This window comes from Pontibacter chitinilyticus (assembly GCF_039748935.1).
Classification (GTDB): Bacteria; Bacteroidota; Bacteroidia; order Cytophagales; family Hymenobacteraceae; genus Pontibacter; species Pontibacter chitinilyticus.
This window is the reverse complement of the sequence record NZ_JBDIZJ010000005.1, coordinates 125835-142244: the sequence shown is the minus strand read 5'-3', so window position 1 is coordinate 142244 and position 16410 is coordinate 125835. Positions and strand designations below refer to the sequence as shown.

General features: G+C 50.6%; 17 protein-coding genes. 13 read left to right on the top strand and 4 right to left on the bottom strand.

The genetic code is table 11. The features are described from left to right. Positions 1–12: 12 nt before the first annotated feature. Positions 13–819: an exonuclease domain-containing protein gene (locus tag ABDW72_RS10335; RefSeq protein ID WP_347158477.1), complete on the top strand. Its 807-nt coding sequence runs from the start codon at positions 13–15 to the stop codon at positions 817–819. 105 nt (positions 820–924) lie between these two features. On the opposite strand, the gene ABDW72_RS10330 is transcribed toward ABDW72_RS10335, so the two are convergent. Both ABDW72_RS10330 and ABDW72_RS10325 read right to left on the bottom strand, forming a co-directional pair. Beyond that, the gene (locus ABDW72_RS10330) at positions 925–1533 is read right to left on the bottom strand and encodes a hypothetical protein (protein ID WP_347158476.1); all 609 of its coding nucleotides are present in this window, start codon (positions 1531–1533) and stop codon (positions 925–927) included. Positions 1534–1548: 15 nt separating this feature from the next. Then, positions 1549–2343 carry a M48 family metallopeptidase gene (locus ABDW72_RS10325; protein WP_347158475.1) on the bottom strand — a complete coding sequence of 265 codons (795 nt, stop codon included), beginning with the start codon at positions 2341–2343 and terminating at the stop codon, positions 1549–1551. A gap of 365 nt (positions 2344–2708) precedes the next feature. Between ABDW72_RS10325 and ABDW72_RS10320 the strand changes: the two genes are divergently transcribed. The 10 genes from ABDW72_RS10320 (at position 2709) to ABDW72_RS10275 (ending at position 11896) form a co-directional block, all read left to right on the top strand. Next, on the top strand, positions 2709–3320 hold the full coding sequence (locus tag ABDW72_RS10320) for a fumarylacetoacetate hydrolase family protein (protein ID WP_347158474.1): 612 nt from the start codon (positions 2709–2711) through the stop codon (positions 3318–3320). Further along, entirely contained in the window at positions 3307–5247 is a 1941-nt protein-coding gene (locus ABDW72_RS10315; RefSeq protein ID WP_347158473.1) for a M23 family metallopeptidase, read from the top strand. Before ABDW72_RS10320 ends, ABDW72_RS10315 begins: the two co-directional genes overlap by 14 nt. Before the next feature lie 7 nt (positions 5248–5254). After that, positions 5255–5704, top strand: a complete 450-nt coding sequence (bcp, locus tag ABDW72_RS10310) for a thioredoxin-dependent thiol peroxidase (protein WP_347158472.1) — start codon at positions 5255–5257, stop codon at positions 5702–5704. A 137-nt stretch (positions 5705–5841) separates the two neighbouring features. Next, complete coding sequence (locus ABDW72_RS10305; protein WP_347158471.1) at positions 5842–6702, top strand: alpha/beta fold hydrolase; 861 nt, start codon at positions 5842–5844, stop codon at positions 6700–6702. Between the two features lie 130 nt (positions 6703–6832). Continuing rightward, positions 6833–7690 (top strand): transketolase, encoded by an 858-nt coding sequence (locus tag ABDW72_RS10300; RefSeq protein ID WP_347158470.1) that lies wholly within the window; start codon positions 6833–6835, stop codon positions 7688–7690. Between the two features lie 70 nt (positions 7691–7760). Then, positions 7761–9152, top strand: coding sequence for a vWA domain-containing protein (locus ABDW72_RS10295; RefSeq protein WP_347158469.1), 1392 nt, complete (start codon positions 7761–7763; stop codon positions 9150–9152). 210 nt (positions 9153–9362) lie between these two features. After that, positions 9363–10316 (top strand): transketolase family protein, encoded by a 954-nt coding sequence (locus tag ABDW72_RS10290; protein ID WP_347158468.1) that lies wholly within the window; start codon positions 9363–9365, stop codon positions 10314–10316. Positions 10317–10413: 97 nt separating this feature from the next. Next, on the top strand, positions 10414–10953 hold the full coding sequence (locus ABDW72_RS10285; protein ID WP_347158467.1) for an RNA polymerase sigma factor: 540 nt from the start codon (positions 10414–10416) through the stop codon (positions 10951–10953). A gap of 48 nt (positions 10954–11001) precedes the next feature. Further along, positions 11002–11433, top strand: coding sequence for a hypothetical protein (locus tag ABDW72_RS10280; protein ID WP_347158466.1), 432 nt, complete (start codon positions 11002–11004; stop codon positions 11431–11433). Between the two features lie 7 nt (positions 11434–11440). Continuing rightward, positions 11441–11896 (top strand): Spy/CpxP family protein refolding chaperone, encoded by a 456-nt coding sequence (locus ABDW72_RS10275; protein WP_347158465.1) that lies wholly within the window; start codon positions 11441–11443, stop codon positions 11894–11896. A 74-nt stretch (positions 11897–11970) separates the two neighbouring features. Here the strand turns inward: ABDW72_RS10275 and ABDW72_RS10270 are convergent, their stop codons facing one another. Continuing rightward, positions 11971–13785: a DUF885 domain-containing protein gene (locus ABDW72_RS10270; protein ID WP_347158464.1), complete on the bottom strand. Its 1815-nt coding sequence runs from the start codon at positions 13783–13785 to the stop codon at positions 11971–11973. 161 nt (positions 13786–13946) lie between these two features. Next, on the bottom strand, positions 13947–14666 hold the full coding sequence (gene pepE / locus ABDW72_RS10265; protein WP_347158463.1) for a dipeptidase PepE: 720 nt from the start codon (positions 14664–14666) through the stop codon (positions 13947–13949). Between the two features lie 241 nt (positions 14667–14907). Here pepE and ABDW72_RS10260 point away from each other — a divergent pair, with 241 nt between their 5' ends. Then, positions 14908–15447, top strand: a complete 540-nt coding sequence (locus ABDW72_RS10260) for a toxin-antitoxin system YwqK family antitoxin (protein ID WP_347158462.1) — start codon at positions 14908–14910, stop codon at positions 15445–15447. Positions 15448–15528: 81 nt separating this feature from the next. After that, complete coding sequence (locus tag ABDW72_RS10255; protein WP_347158461.1) at positions 15529–16350, top strand: energy transducer TonB; 822 nt, start codon at positions 15529–15531, stop codon at positions 16348–16350. Positions 16351–16410: the final 60 nt, after the last annotated feature.

Genomic DNA, 16410 nt, shown 5'->3' with positions numbered 1-16410 from the left:
ACTTATCGCCACATGAAATTACACCTCAAGCGCCCTATCGTTTTTTTTGACCTGGAAACCACCGGCACTGACATTTGCAAAGACCGCATCGTGGAGATCAGCATGTTGAAGGTACTGCCGAATGGCGAAGAAGTCCTGAAAACGCGCCGCATCAACCCTACTATTCCCATTCCGCTGGAGTCAAGTATGATCCATAAGATCTATGCTGATGACATCAAGGATGCGCCAACTTTTAAGCAGCTGGCCCACGAGGTTGACCAGTTTCTGAAAGGATGTGACCTGGGTGGGTATAACCTGCTGCGCTTCGATATTCCGCTGCTGGCCGAGGAGTTCCTGCGCTGCGACATCGACTTCGACATCGAAAACCGCCACATAGTGGATGCGTGCAAGATCTTTCATATGATGGAGCAGCGCACGCTAACAGCAGCTTACCGCTTTTACTGCGATAAGAAGCTGGAGAATGCCCACAGTGCCGAGGCTGATACCGTGGCGACCTACCACATTCTAATGGGCCAGCTGGACCGCTACCAGCAAACGCCACTGGAACTTACCGAAGGCGTGGAAGTATACCCGATTCAGAACGATATGGAGGTGCTGCATAAGTTTACGGTGCAGAAAACTGCCGACCTCTCAGGCCGCATCGTGTATAACAACACCGGGCAGGAGGTTTTCAACTTCGGCAAGTATAAAAACGTGCCTGTAGAAGAGGTACTGCAAAAAGAACCCAGCTACTACGACTGGATGATGAAAGGCGACTTTCCGCTGTACACCAAAAAAGTGCTGACCCGCATCCGCCTGCGCAAAGTGCAGCTGTCCTAGTATACAGTAGTCCAACTGGCTTTACCCGTGAAACGCATTTTATACTATAAACAGCAAGGGCAGCCATTAATGGCTGCCCTTGCTGTTTATAGTATAAGATAGGTGCTACTTTTTATCTTTCCGGCTATTACTTAGTTGCACCCCTTTCAGCAGTTCGTTGGTGCCGCTGGTTTTATGCACGCAGTTGTTGCCAGGCGCCCGCGACGAGCACTCGCACCCGGTTACTTTGTTGCCCGAGAAGGTAAAGTAGCAGAAGTCACACCCGGGCGCTGCTTCGCAAATATGCTTGGTCGACTTGCTGCTCAGGTATAAGCTGTTGTTGGAGGCAATATCCAGTTCCAGAGCCATCGAATGAAAAGCGCCGTTGCGCATTCCGAGCCCAACCAGGTAGTAAGCAGCAGAATCTTCTTTGCTTTCCTGCACCTTCCGGATCATCACTTTGTCCACTACTGTGCCATCGCCAAACTCGCGGATAAACGGCTGCAACAACTCCTGACGCGGCACAATGTAATCAACACTATCGAATACCACCTGGGCCAGCAACTTGCCATCATACCGCTCGGCCGGCTTCTCGTTAGGGTCCGTCTGACTCTCCTCCGGGATAGATTCCCGGCGGGTACAGGCTGCTGTCAGCAGCAACAGCACAAGGGCAAACAACAGGCGGGGCGGGGCTAACGTAAAAAGCCGGCGCTTACTCAGGGCGAGATGGGACATATAGTGGTTTATACCTTATTTGGGTTTATAATACTTCAGGGCTTCCGGCATAAAGTTTTGCAGGTCTTTGATACGGGTGCTGGAGCTTGGGTGAGTAGACAAGAACTCCGGCGGCTCCTGTCCGCCACTTTGCTGCATGCGCTCCCAGAAAGGAATTGCTTTCTGCGGGTCGTAGCCGGCCATGGCCATAAACACCAGCCCCAGCTTATCGGCTTCAGACTCCTGCGTACGGTTATACTTTAAAAGACCCAGCTGCGAGCCTACGCCATAGGCAGCCAGCAGCAGGTTAGCGGCAGCTCCGGGCTGCGTGCCGGCCAGCGCCGACAGCGTTTGGCCACCGAACTGCTGGGCCAGCATCTGGCTCATCCGCTCGTTACCGTGCTTGGCAATAGCGTGGGCAATCTCGTGCCCCATTACCACGGCAAGGCCGGTCTCATTCTGCGCAACCGGTAAAAGCCCCGTATACACCACCGTTTTTCCACCAGCCATAGCAAAGGCGTTCACTTGGTCGTCCTGCACCAGGTTAAATTCCCAATCAAAGCCAGCCAGTTCGTCCGACATATTATTCTGGGCCATGTATTGTTCCACGGCATTTTCAATGCGCTTGCCTACACGCTTTACCATGGCGGTCGCCTGCGCATCGTTAGATATCTTGTTTTCGCTCAGAAACTGGTTGTATGCGGCATAGCTCTGCTGCTGCATCTCAGCATCAGACACCAGGTTCAGCTGTCGGCGGCCTGTTAGCGGCACCGTAGTGCAGCTTACCAGCATGGCGACAGCAACAGAAAAGGTTACTATTTTTTTATACATAATTTTAAAGGTTTTGTGGCATCAGAACTGGTTCCAAATTTTGAACCAACTTTCCGGAAGCCTGAATTTTAATTTTGAAAGCAGACAAACACCATACTCTGGCGGCGCCATTTTTGTTCTCGAGCTGATTTTCAGCCACTACTTAAAGTGCAATAGATGTGCTCCGTATACGATAAACGCTAAACAAAATGTTATATGGCGTGCAGCCGGCAATAATTAGAGCAAACACGGGGTTAGCATAAAAGCAGCCCTTCGTCTCAGGCTTGCACTTTTAGGTTTTACCGGATAGATTTCATCTTTTTTTAGGCAGCGCAACGTAAGAAGTCCTATTTTTGAATATCCTAACTTAACACGCTACACGATATATGAAGATATTAGCTATTGGCCGCAATTATGCCGAGCACATTGCTGAGCTCAAGAACGAAGTACCCGACGAGCCTGTTATCTTTTTAAAGCCTGACACGGCCATTCTGCGCCACAACGAGCCTTTTTACTACCCCGACTACACCAAAGATGTGCACCACGAGGTAGAGTTGCTGCTGCGCATTAGCCGCGAAGGCAAAGATATTGACAAAAAGTTTGCGCACAAGTACTACGATGCCATCGGCCTGGGCATTGACTTTACCGCCCGCGACCTACAGGCCAAAGCCAAAGCCAAAGGGCTGCCCTGGGCGCTGGCCAAGGGCTTTAACGGCTCTGCTCCGGTTTCGGAGTTTCTGCCGCTGAGCCAGTTCCCCGACCTGCACAACATTAGCTTTCGGCTGGATGTGAACGGGAACACCCGGCAGCAGGGCAACTCAAGTATGATGCTGAACACCTTTGATAACATCATTGCTTACATCTCGCGCTTCATTACCCTGAAAGCGGGCGATATTATTTTTACCGGCACCCCGGAAGGAGTAGGTCCTGTGCAGGTCGGTGACAGATTGGAAGGATATGTGGAAGATAAAAAATTACTTGACTTTGAAATTAAATAAGCGTTTCGCCCTCTTTATACTTAGTACGTTTACCACCCTTGGCCTGCACGCGCAGCGCAACATGCCGGTTGAGAGCACCAGCAATAAAACGGAGGCCTCCCCTGCTGTACCGGCTGATTATTTCCTGTTCCCTATAAAACCGGGCATGCGCAATTTTCTGGCAGGGACGATGGGGGAAATCCGATCGAATCACTTTCATGGCGGCCTCGATATTAAAACAGATCAGCGGACTGGCCTGAATGTGTATGCGGCAGCCGACGGGTACATTTCCCGCGTAGATGTCTCTACCTATGGCTATGGCAACCACATTTACATTACGCACCCGAATGGGCTGGTGACCACTTATGGCCACCTGTCGGAATTTGCAGACCCGCTGGGGCAGTACGTGCTGGAGCAACAGTACAACAAACAATCTTTTGATCTGAGCCTGACGCTGAAGCCGGGGCAGTTCCCCGTTAAGCGCGGTGACGTGATCGGCCTCTCCGGCAATACCGGTGGCTCGGGCGGTCCGCACCTGCACTTCGAGGTCCGCGACAGCCAGGACAGGTTACTTAACCCGCTGGCATACAAGTTCAAGGAGATCATAGATACCACACCGCCGGAGATTTATACGTTAGGCATTCAGACGCTGAACATTCGCAGCCGCGTGAACAATGAATTCGGGCGGGCGGAGTTTAAGCCGGTTAAAAACGGCAGCAATTTCACGTTGCCGGATACGGTGTATGCCAATGGCCTGCTGGGGCTGGAACTGCAGACAAACGACCGGCTGGATGGCGCCACCAACAGGAACGGCACGCAGGAAGTAACCCTCTTCGTAAATGGCAAGCCTGTGTATGAACACTACATCGACAAGGTGCCATTCGAGTTGTCGCGCCAGGTGTCGCAGCACATCGACTATGGTGTATACAAGCACGAGGGGCGCACTTTTCAGAAAACGTATGTGGACTATGGCAACGATTTGCCGCTCTACCAAACAGCAAGCAAACGCCAGGGCCGGCTTGCAATCCACCCAGATTCGGTCTACCAGGTAAAGCTGGTTACCCGCGACTCCTACGACAATACCGCTTCGCTCAGCTTTATTATCAAGGGCAAAGAACCGGTGTTTTATAAAACGCTTGCCAAGCATGTTCAGAAGCCAAGCCTGAGTTACGGTATTTTCGGAAACATCCTGAAAGTAAGCGCCACCGACACAAGCGCCACGCCCCGCAACGTGGAACTGTTCATGGGCGGCAAAGCCCTGCAACTGGTGCCCAGCTACATGGACAATTCTGCCTCGGTTTCGCTCTATGACCTGCGCGGCGGCCTTCCTGATTCGCTCGGCTTCTGCGGCGAGATGGTGCCGTTCTACTTTCGGCAGATGGTGCCTCCCGGCCAGGATGTGAAGGTATCGACTCCTTACCTGAGCCTTGATTTTGGCAAACAGACGCTCTACGACACCCTCTACCTGCAAACCCGCAAAGAGGGCGAGGTGTATACCATCGGCGACTACTATACGCCCCTGCTGAAAGCCATGACCGTGACCGTGACACCAGACCGCCAGTTTGCCGACAAGTCTAAAGCGGCAGCCTACTATCTGGGCACCGGCAGGGGCGGCAGCTTTGCCGGCGGCACCTGGAACGGCAATACACTGACGTTTACAACGCGCAACATGGGCAAGTTTAAGGTGCTGGAAGATGTAAAGCCCCCAAGTATAAAGCTCCTTAGCAAAAGTAAAAACCAGATACGCTTTAAGATCTGGGACGACCGCTCCGGCATCAGCACCTTTAATGCCTATGTGAACGGCAAGTGGCTGCTGATGAATTATGAGTATAAAACGGCCACCATCTGGTCTGAAAAACTGGATAAAAGCCTACCTTTGTCGGGTGAGGTTGTTTTGAAGGTGAAAGACAATGTAGGCAACGAAGCCACATATACCACGACCATTTAACCGACCTATGACACTGAACATCGGCGACAAAGCCCCTGCCTTCGAAGGCAAAGACCAGCAAGGCAACACCATCCGCCTGAGCGACTACCTCGGCAAAAAGGTGGTGCTATACTTCTACCCCAAAGACAATACCTCCGGCTGCACCGCACAAGCCTGCAACCTGCGCGACAACTACAGCGACCTGCAGCAGCAGGGATATGCCGTAATTGGCGTGAGCACAGACAGCGAAAAGTCGCACCAGAACTTCATTAGCAAGTATGGCCTGCCTTTCCCGCTCATAGCCGATACAGACAAGCAAATTGTAGCGGAGTATGGCGTATGGCAGGAAAAATCAATGTATGGCCGCAAGTACATGGGCACTATGCGCTATACCTTCCTTATTGATGAAGACGGTGTGATCCGCGACATCATCACGAAGGTGAAAACCAGCGACCATGCCGGGCAGATCTTAAAGTAAAGGATACACGCGCTGTTGCCAGCAGGAAGCAGCGTGTTTACGTATGATGTGAGGAAGTGCTGCGGCTGTGACACTTGGAAAGAACCCGTATTAACAGCAGCCGAGAGCATACCTAAATCCATCGTAATACGAGCGTTATGAACACCTGGAAAATCTTATGGGCGGCAGTACTCGCCATCGTGCTGTCGCAACCTGCCATTGCCCAGTCCACGGTGTCGCCATTCGACACCACCCAGTATGGCAGGAATGCCAAGGCAGGCAAGTTTGTGAAAGTACGGGGCTTTAACATGTACTACGAAACTTACGGCAAAGGGCAGCCACTGCTCATTATCCATGGCAACGGCGGCTCCATCAACAACTTTGTATACCAGATCCCCTACTTCGCAAAAAACTACAAGGTAATTCTGGCCGACAGCCGCGCACAGGGGAAATCAGTGGACCAGGGTGACTCGCTCAGTTACGAGATGATGGCAGACGACCTGAACGTTCTGCTCGACAAACTGCACCTGGACTCGTGTTATGTGCTGGGCTGGAGCGATGGCGGCATCAACGGTTTACTCTTAGCCATTCGGCATCCGGATAAGGTGAAAAAGCTGGCCATTACGGGTGCCAACCTCACGCCCGACACAACTGCCGTAGACCCCTACGTATACCGCTGGGCCATGCATTACAACGATTCACTGGCTACCTTACCGAACTCACCTAGTGTAAAAACGCAGCGCAAGCTGGCACACCTGCTCTCATACGAGCCGCACATTACCTTGGCACAACTGCACCAGATCAAATGCCCTACGCTGGTGATCGGCGGCGACCATGATGTGATCCGGACGAAGCATACGCTGCTTATTGCCGAAGCTATTCCCCGCTCCTACCTGTGGATTTTGCCGAATTCAGGCCATTCTACACCCCTCTTCTATAAAGACAACTTTAATCAAACGGTTGGTGATTTTTTCAGCAAGCCTTACCGGAAAATAGCAGGTCCTGGCCGGTTTAATTAAGGCTAAAGCCGTATAGTATGCCTGATAACAGCTAAATTATAGCTTGAAGAAAGCAACCCCCTACAAGTGTATTGCTGACAATTATTATTTATAGTATATTGACCTTCATTTATAACCCTAAACCTACAACGTGAATCCACACAACAAAAGCATCGATGAACTGAAGCAAGTGGCCGCACAGGTGCGCCGCGACATTGTGCGTATGGTGCATGCCGTAAATTCCGGCCACCCCGGCGGCTCCCTGGGCTGCACCGATTATTTCGTAGCCTTATACTTTCGGGTGATGAACTACAGCCCTAAGTTTACCATGCAGGGTGCAGGCGAAGACCTGTTCTTCCTGTCGAACGGCCACATCTCGCCGGTATGGTATAGCACACTGGCAAGGGCCGGCTTCTTCGACGTGAGCGAACTGGCCACTTTCCGCAAGCTGAATTCGCGGCTGCAGGGCCACCCGGCAACGGAAGAAGGCCTGGAAGGCATTCGGATAGCTTCCGGCTCCCTGGGTCAGGGACTTTCGGTTGCTTTGGGCGCAGCACAAGCCAAAAAACTCAACAATGATGATAACCTGGTGTATGTGCTGATGGGTGACGGCGAGTTAGAAGAAGGTCAGATTTGGGAAGCAGCCTTGTATGCTGCGCACCACAAGATCGATAACGTCATTGCTACTGTGGACCGCAACCACCAGCAGATAGACGGCTCAACAGATGAGATCGGCGGCCTGGGCGACCTGCGCGCGAAGTTTGAAGCGTTTGGCTGGCAGGTGCTAGAAGCAGAAGGCAATGACTTTGAAACGCTGCTGCCTACCTTGGATGAAGCGAAAGCCGCAACAGGAAAAGGCAAGCCAGTCATGATCCTGATGCACACCGAAATGGGCTTTGGCGTGGACTACATGATGGGCTCGCACAAATGGCACGGCGTGGCACCAAACGACGAACAGTTAGAGAAGGCTCTGCTGCAATTAAGCGTAGACAAAGCCGCCGACTATTAATTTGGCATTACCCGCTGTGCAGTTTTGGTTAATGAATAACGCCTGACGAACAACGCACACATATCCTGCTATGGCACACTGGCGTCGCACTTTTGCAGTACTCGGCCTCCTGCTGATGTTTTCGGCGGGTCATACGGCTTTTGGCCGGCAGGAGAAGCCGCAGCCTAAAACGCGTATCCTGTTTCTGCTGGACGCTTCAGGCAGTATGCTGGCCAAATGGGAGAACAGCGACCGAATGCAAGTAGCCAAAGACCTGCTCACGCACCTGGTTGACTCCTTGCAGGGCTATGACAACCTGGAACTGGCGCTGCGGGTGTATGGGCATCAGTTTGGGCGGGAGCGCAACGATTGCAAAGATACCAAGCTAGAGGTGCCGTTTGCCGCCAAAAATGCCGCTGCTATAAAAACAAAGCTGCAGCAGATCGTGCCGCGCGGCAACACGCCTATCACATACTCGCTGGAGCAGTCAGCAGGTGATTTTCCGGCAGATAAGTCCCGGAACGTGGTTATACTTATTACCGATGGTTTGGAATCCTGCAACGGTGACCCCTGTGCCATGTCGCTGGCACTGCAGAAGAAGCACATTTTTCTGCGGCCCTTCGTGATCGGCATTGGCATCGAGCCCGAGTATGAAAAACAGCTGAGCTGCATCGGGCCATACTTTAATGCCGCCAATGTGCAGACGTTTGAGAATGTGCTGACCGAGATCGTGACGCAGGCACTCAGCAAAACAACAGTGAGTGTAGAGCTGCAGGACGAGCAGGGAAAGCCTGTAGAGACGAATGTGAACATGACGTTTCTGAATGCTCTGAACGGCCAGCCAGAGTATAACTACGTGCATTACCTGGACAGCAAAGGGCAGCCGGATGTGCTGGATGTTGACGCGCTCCTCCCCTACGACCTGGTGGTGAACACCACACCGCCCGTAGTGGAGCACAACATTGCATTGCAGCCGGGCAAGCACAACGTGGTGCGGGTAAAAGCGCCACAAGGCACCCTCTACCTGCGCCAGGACGGACCTTCGCCTTATGGCCAACTGCATGCGATCGTGCGGCCACAGGGCAGCGACCAGACGCTGAACGTGCAGGTGTTCGGCACACGGCATAAATACCTGACGGGCAAGTATGACCTTGAACTGCTGACATTGCCGCGCCTTTACCTGAAAGGGTTTGAGATAAAGCAGGGAGACGTAAACACCATTACTATCCCGCCGCCGGGGCAGCTGGCTATCCCCTCGCAAATGCAGGGCTATGGCAGCATTTATACCCTCGACGACAGCGGCAAGCAGGAATGGATCTGCAACCTGCCCGAAGACAATAGCAAAGTAACGCTGGCACTGCAGCCAGGCAAGTATAGAATGGTTTACCGCATGAAATCAGCCCAGGCGAGTAAATTTACTGATGTGCAGGATTTCACCATCAGATCGGGCGCAACAACCACCATAAAAATTTTTAACAGATAGAACGTTTTGAGTTAGAAAGTTAAAGAGTAAAAGAGTTAGAAAGTTGTGGTTTGGAAGAAAGGCTTCTGAATAACAGCGCCAAGACAAAGCTTTAATCGTATCGTCCTCCTATTGCCAATCTATACTTTATACTTATCCCTTTCTAACTCTATAACTTTCTAACTTAAAACAACTCTCTAAACAATTAATCAAAAGAGCTAAACCATATACATGAAAGACTTCCCTTACACCGAAAGTAAAGATACCCGTTCCGGCTTTGGCGCCGGCTTGCTGGAGCTAGGACGCACCAATCCTGACGTGGTAGCGCTTTGTGCCGACCTGACCGGCTCCCTGAAAATGGGCGATTTCAAAAAAGAGTTTCCCGAGCGCTTCTTCCAGGTAGGCATTGCCGAGGCGAACATGATGGGCTTGGCCGCAGGCATGACCATTGGCGGTAAGATTCCTTATACCGGTACCTTCGCCAACTTCTCTACCGGCCGCGTGTACGATCAGATCCGCCAGTCCATCGCTTACTCCGGCAAAAACGTAAAAATATGCGCTTCGCACGCCGGCCTGACGCTGGGAGAAGATGGCGCCACGCACCAGATTCTGGAAGATGTAGGTATGATGCGCATGCTGCCCCACATGGCCGTGATCAACCCTTGCGACTTTAACCAGACCAAGGCAGCGACCATTGCCATTGCCGATTACGAAGGCCCGGTATACCTGCGCTTCGGCCGTCCGGTTGTGCCCAACTTTACCCCTGCGGACCAGAAGTTTGAAGTAGGCAAAGCGGTGCTGCTGAACGAAGGGAGTGACGTGAGCATTTTCGCTACCGGCCACCTCGTTTGGAAAGCTATACTTGCCGGGCACATCCTGGCCGAAAAAGGAATCTCAGCCGAGATCATCGACATCCATACAATCAAACCGCTGGACGAGGAAGCTATACTGAAATCAGTGGCTAAAACTGGCTGCGTAGTATCGGCAGAAGAGCACAACCGCCTGGGCGGCCTGGGCGACAGCATTGCACAAGTGCTGGTGCGCAACCACTTGGCCCCGCAGGAATATGTGGCCGTAAACGACACCTTTGGGGAGTCTGGTACACCGGAAGAACTGATGGAGAAGTATGGCCTGAGTGAACAAGCCATTGTTGCTGCCGCTGAGCGCGCCATTGCCCGCAAATAGTTCGTCGTTGTTCGTTTATTGTTATTCGTTTATCGGGCAAAGTATAATTCCGGTAAACGAATAACGGACAACGCATAACGCCAATGCCTAGCGCCCTGTGGAAGACAAAGAGCTTTTAGAGAAATTCGCCCGGCCCGAAAGCCGTAACCTGGCCTTTAACCAGCTTGTGAGGAAGTACCAGCAGAAAGTATACTGGCATATCCGCAAGATGGTGATCGACCATGACGACGCCGACGACCTGACGCAGGACGTGTTCATTAAAGTATGGAAAGGATTGGAGAACTTCCGCCAGGACGCCCAGCTCTATACTTGGATTTACCGCATTGCCACCAACGAGTGCCTCACTTTTCTTTCGAGTAAAAAAAGAAAGTTTTTCCTGCCTATTAATGATGTTGCCGCCGAATTGGCGCAGAAGCTGGAAGCCTCGCCGGATGTGGCCGGCGACGAAATACAGCTGAAGCTGCAGAAGGCCATCCTGCGCTTACCCGACAAGCAGCGCCTGGTATTTAATATGAAATATTTTGACGAGATGAAGTATGAGGAGATGTCCGAGATACTGGGCACTTCCGTAGGTGCTCTGAAAGCGTCTTATCACCTGGCTGTTAAAAAAATAGAGGATTTCCTGACCCAGGATTAAACTTTTGCCGGTAAACTCCATCTAATAACATGGAGAAAGCACGAAGAAATGGACAAAGACCCAAAGCTGCACAATATACCCAGGCACAACATATTTCAGGTGCCAGAGCAGTATTTCGATAAGCTGCCGACACGCATTATGGCCCGCACTGCCGCGGCTGATGATGCGCATCCGGCAACAGCATGGCAACGCCCGCTACGGCTGGTGCTGGCTCCCTTGTTGCTGCTTTTGCTTTTTGTAGGGGTATACTTTTTTAACGTTCCAACTAAACCGGAGCCCATGCCTGCAGGCTTCTCTGCGCTGGCCCAGGAGGAGATTGTAAATTACCTGACAGAGAATGCCGCCCAACTGGAAACCTCGGACCTGTCGGAACTCACTTTCCTGTCGGATAAAAAATTAACGGCAGAGTTTTTGAACGTAAGTCCTAAAGCAGCTGAAAAAGAGCTGGAGTATTACCCTATTTCGGAGCAAGATTATTAACGCACACATGAAACATATCACCCAGCTTTTCCTGCTGATTCTTTTTACCTTTGCAGGCACCGCCGTCTTTGCCCAGTCAGATAGGGACAAAGACAGGAACGAACACATACAGGCAGCTAAAACAGCTTTCCTGACCGATAAAATGGGCCTGACGCCGGCGCAGTCGCAGAAGTTCTGGCCGCTTTACAACGAGTACCAGGGCAAGCGCCATGCTATTTACGAAGCTTCCAAATCGCTTAAAAGAGCCGACCTGGATAAAATGAGCGAACAGGAAATTCGGGCAATGATAGATGGCAAGTTTGACCGCGACCAGCAGGTGCTGAACCTGGAAAAGGAGTATGCCGCCAAATTTCAGAAGGTAATTTCAGTGCGCCAGTTGGCACAGCTCTACAGGAGCGAACGCGAATTTATGAAGCTGCTCCTACAGCGCCTCGACGACAAACAGGCTAGCAGCAGAAACTAACCTTACAACATACCGAAAGTAAAAGGCCCTGCCGCAATGGCAGGGCCTTTTACTTTTATACTAGCTGTTCGTGATTAGGTGGTGGCATTTTTCTGGCTGGCAATCCACTCGTCTACCCGCCGTTCCAGCACTTCCAGCGGCATCACGCCCCCTTTCAGAATCTCATCGTGGAAGGCGCTGAGACGAAACTTGTCGCCTAGCTCCTGCTTCGCCCGCTCACGCAGTTCCCTGATCTTCATCTCCCCGATCTTGTAGGATAAGGCTTGTCCGGGTATAGCCATGTACCGCTCGATCTCGGCTGTGGCTGCTTCCTCGCTTGTGGGTTCGTTATCCAGCGAGTATTGGATTGCTTGCTCACGGGTCCAACCTTTGGTATGCAACCCTACATCCACCACCAAGCGAATGGCGCGGTGCATTTCGTCGCCCAGGCGCCCGAAGTACTGGTAAGGATCGGTGTAGAGCCCCAGCTCTTTGCCTAAACTTTCTGAGTATAACGCCCAGCCCTCGCCAAAGGCACCATACCACGCATACTGCCGAAACTGCGGCAACCCCTCCTGCTCCTGCTGCAGCGAAATCTGGTAATGGTGGCCCGGTATCGCCTCGTGCAAAAACAACGACTCCATCCCTACTCTGTTATACTTGGTGGCATCCAGGATAGGAACATAAAAGATGCCGGGGCGGGAACCATCCGGGGCAGGCGGGCTGTACTCGGCACTAGCAGACGCCGCCCGGAACGCTTCCGTCTGGCGAATTTCAAATTTTGATTTGGGCTGCAAGCCGAAAAGCTTGTTTAGCTGCGGCTGCTCGCGCTCATGTATCTGCTCAAAGGCAGCCAGCACTTCCTCCGGCTTTTTGAAAGGCATAAACTGCGGGTCGGTGTTGATGTACTCAAAGAAGGCTTTTAGATCGCCCTGAAACCCTACCTGCTGCTTTACCTTTTCCATCTCGGCACGGATACGCGCCACCTCCTGCTGCCCGATTTTGAAAATCTCGTCCGGCGTTTTGTTAGTGGTGGTCCAGTAGCGGACCAGGTAACGGTAGTATGCATCGCCGCCAGGTATGCTGGTGATGCCAGAGGTGCTGCGGCTCTTGGGCAGGTACTCGCGCTGCATAAAATCGTGGAGCTTGCGGTAAGTTGGGATCACCTGCTCGCGGATGGCTTTGGCATAGGCTTGGGTCAGGCTATCCTGCTGCTGTGCTGTAAAGTCCTTGGGCATGTGCTTTATCGGGTCCCAGTAGATCGTCTCCTTTGGGTCGTTTACCATCATCGCCTTAAGCTGCGGCAGTACCTTCAAGGTAAGCGCGCGGGGCAGCACCACGCCTACAGCCATGCCGCGGCGCATGTTGGCTACGGCCGTATCACCCCATACCTGAAAAGCCTGAATACGGCCCAGGAAATCGCGGTAATCTTCAGGGGTTTTAAAAGGTTGATTGCCTGCTCCGGAGCCAAGCTGCGCCATGGTAATAGGCAGTCCCCAAAACTGATTAATGGGCAGCAACTCCGTTGGCTGGTCCAGCCCTTCGAGCGCCATCTGCATTTCATACTTAAAAATATCGTAACTGGTCTGCTGCTGCTCGTTCAGTTTCGCCCGGTCAATTTTGTTTACCTGGTCGAGGTAATTTTTGTAGAACGCCCGCTCCTTTTGCTTGAACTCATGCGTGATATCGTTGGGCAGTTGGTCGTTGTAGCGCTTATCGGCAATGGCTGTGGCCTCCAGCGGAAATAGCTTTAGCCGATCTTCATAGTAGTTATGGAAGAGTTGGGTGATATGTTGTTCGTCTTGCACAGTAGTAGCATTTGCGACTTTGTCCGTGGTGTGAGAGCAGCTGCCGGTAACACAGGTAGCCAGCGCCAGGGCAGCATACAATGTAATCGAATGGTTTTTCATACAGATAGGACGGGGTTGTTAAGCCCCGTCAAAATAAGCAATAATCAGAAAATGTACCGTCTAACTACATCAAAATATTTATACTTGCCTGCTCAGATATCCCACAGGCAAAGGCCATACGCACCTAATATACTGCTGCAAGGCTCTCCTGCTTGTTAATGCTATACTGCATCCAGTAAAAAACTGATGTCATCGCCGGGCTTAAACTCCATCGGCTTCTGCCCCTGCAAAAATATTCTTGCGGATAGTGGCCCCAGAAGCGCAATTCTATCACCCGCTATGCGCAGCATACTTCCTTCGCGCAAGCCTACTACCGGCTGGCGATTGTGCTGGTGAAACTCCGCGATGCGCATTTCGCGCGTCTCGCCCATGTGCGTGGAGTCCGGCTCCGGGTCCTGGAAATGCGGGTTGATGTTGAAGGGTACCAGTTGCAGCGCATCAAACGATTTGACGTGTACGATGGGCATATCGTTGGTAGTGCCGATGGTTCTGCCCGCCACGTTGGTGCCGGCGCTGGTGCCCATGTACGGCATCCCTTTGGCTACGCGCTCCTGCAGTGGCTGCACCAGTTTGTTGGCATACAGTTGCCGGAGCAGCAGAAAGGTATTGCCACCTCCAATGAATACGGCCTCAGCCTTACTTACCGCTTTCACCGGGTCTGCATGTTCGTGCAAACCGGTGACGCTAACATCCCACTGTGCAAAGGCTTCGCGAGCCTTGGAAGTATAATCTTTATGGGAGATGCTGCCCGGGCGGGCATACGGTATAAACAACAGGCTGCTTTTACCTTGTAGCAATTGCTGTATCTCCTCCTCCGCATGCGCCAGGTAACCGGTGCCGTGCGTGGTAGAAGTGCTGATCAAAAGGAGGTTTCTGCTCATACTTCAAAAGTATGAAATTTGAGGGAGCAGGAGGAAGAATACTTGGGTATAATTCAGGAATACGCCCTTAAGAGTGCCTGCGGAGGAGGAGCTTTTGCTTTCAGAAAACGAATACTTTTATTTGATATATGTACCAGATATTATATAGTATATTCGTTAGTTCAGTTACGGTTATCTGCTATATTTGGTAGGATAAACGTAATAAATTACGTTTAGGAACAAGTTGACAAAAATTGTAATTATGAATAGACTTAAACTGACTATCCTCTTTTTGATTCTTTCGCTCACAGCTTTTGGTCAGCAAATTTACAATCAGACTGATTCCTCAGGACTGAAGCAAGGTACTTGGATAGAAAACTATGCTTATTCCGCTCAAGCTAAGTGGAGACTTAACTATAAAAATGATTTGCTGGACGGACTTCAAGTCTCTTATCATAAAAACGGGCAGGTTAAGTCAAAGCAAGAGTATGCTAACGGAGAGAAGAATGGAATCTTCGAGACCTACTACCCAAATGGTCAGCTGCATGAAAAGTTTAATATAGTAAATGGGAAGATGCAAGGGGAGTATAAGTTTTATTGCAAAACAGGACAGTTAGCAAGGCAAGGTAGCTTTCTCAATGATGTTGACCATGGGAAATCAATCAGGTATCATAAGAATGGACAAGTGTGGTTAATTGAAATTTATGTAAATGGTAAAGTTGATGGCAAGGTAGAAGAATATAATACCGCAGGAAAACTCATTAGAACCATGGAATATGAGAATGGGGAAAAGGCAAAATAACAATTGTCAACAAGACCTATAAAGTAGCTGCGCCACTTCATAGCCAAGCCGTTAGCGGTGATGGGATAACGAAAAAAAGAGATGTATAAGGTTCTAACTGTACTCATACTAATGGTGCTTTGTTCCTGTGTTGAAACTGAAACAGATAAACAGGTTATAGGTGTGGTAGAAGAGCCTTCTGAAAGTACCCAAATAATTGAAGCAAACACCGATAGTATATTTTTAGATGAAATCTCCTCTTCTGACGATACTGCATTGTATAAAGAGCAGCTAAGGCTAAAGTCAATACAAGGAACATTGTCTGACTGTGAATTTGCAGTAAAGAATGCTAATAGTGATTTTGCTAAGGGTGTCTATGCTTTTCATTCTCCCGAGACCCTTCCCGTTGAGTGTACTTATTGCGATGTCCTTCGAATTGATTTTAATATTGAGCGGTACTTTATAAATGATGTGTTTTCCAAAAAATACTGGGCTTGTTATGATTCCACTTTGATAGTAGGATTAAAAGAGAAGTATGGAAAGAATTTTCTGCAGAGAGCAAGAGAGAAGGCAGACAGCTTAGACCGAATAGGTAACTGGAACAGTGAACCTTCTTTCATAGGTGGAAACAATAAACTGAAAAATTATTTGAAGGCTGTATCTGTAAGAGTAAGTTCAGTTTTAAAGGAGCCTACAGATAGTGCGATGGTGGTTGTAAACTTTCGAATAGGCACTTCTGGTGAAGTCACTAACCCGAAGATATTGAAGGGAGTGAATAAAGAAGCAGATAGTTTAGCACTTGGTATTATAGGTCAAATGCCAAACTGGAAGCCAGCGTACAGGCAAGGAAGACCAACACCTATGTCATATACGCTACCCTTCAAAGTAGGAAAAGGAAAAACTACACCCGCTAACAAAAACTAAAGCACACCAAGGCGTGCTTTAGTCGAACACGTTAGCTGTTATTGAAAACATCACAAACTA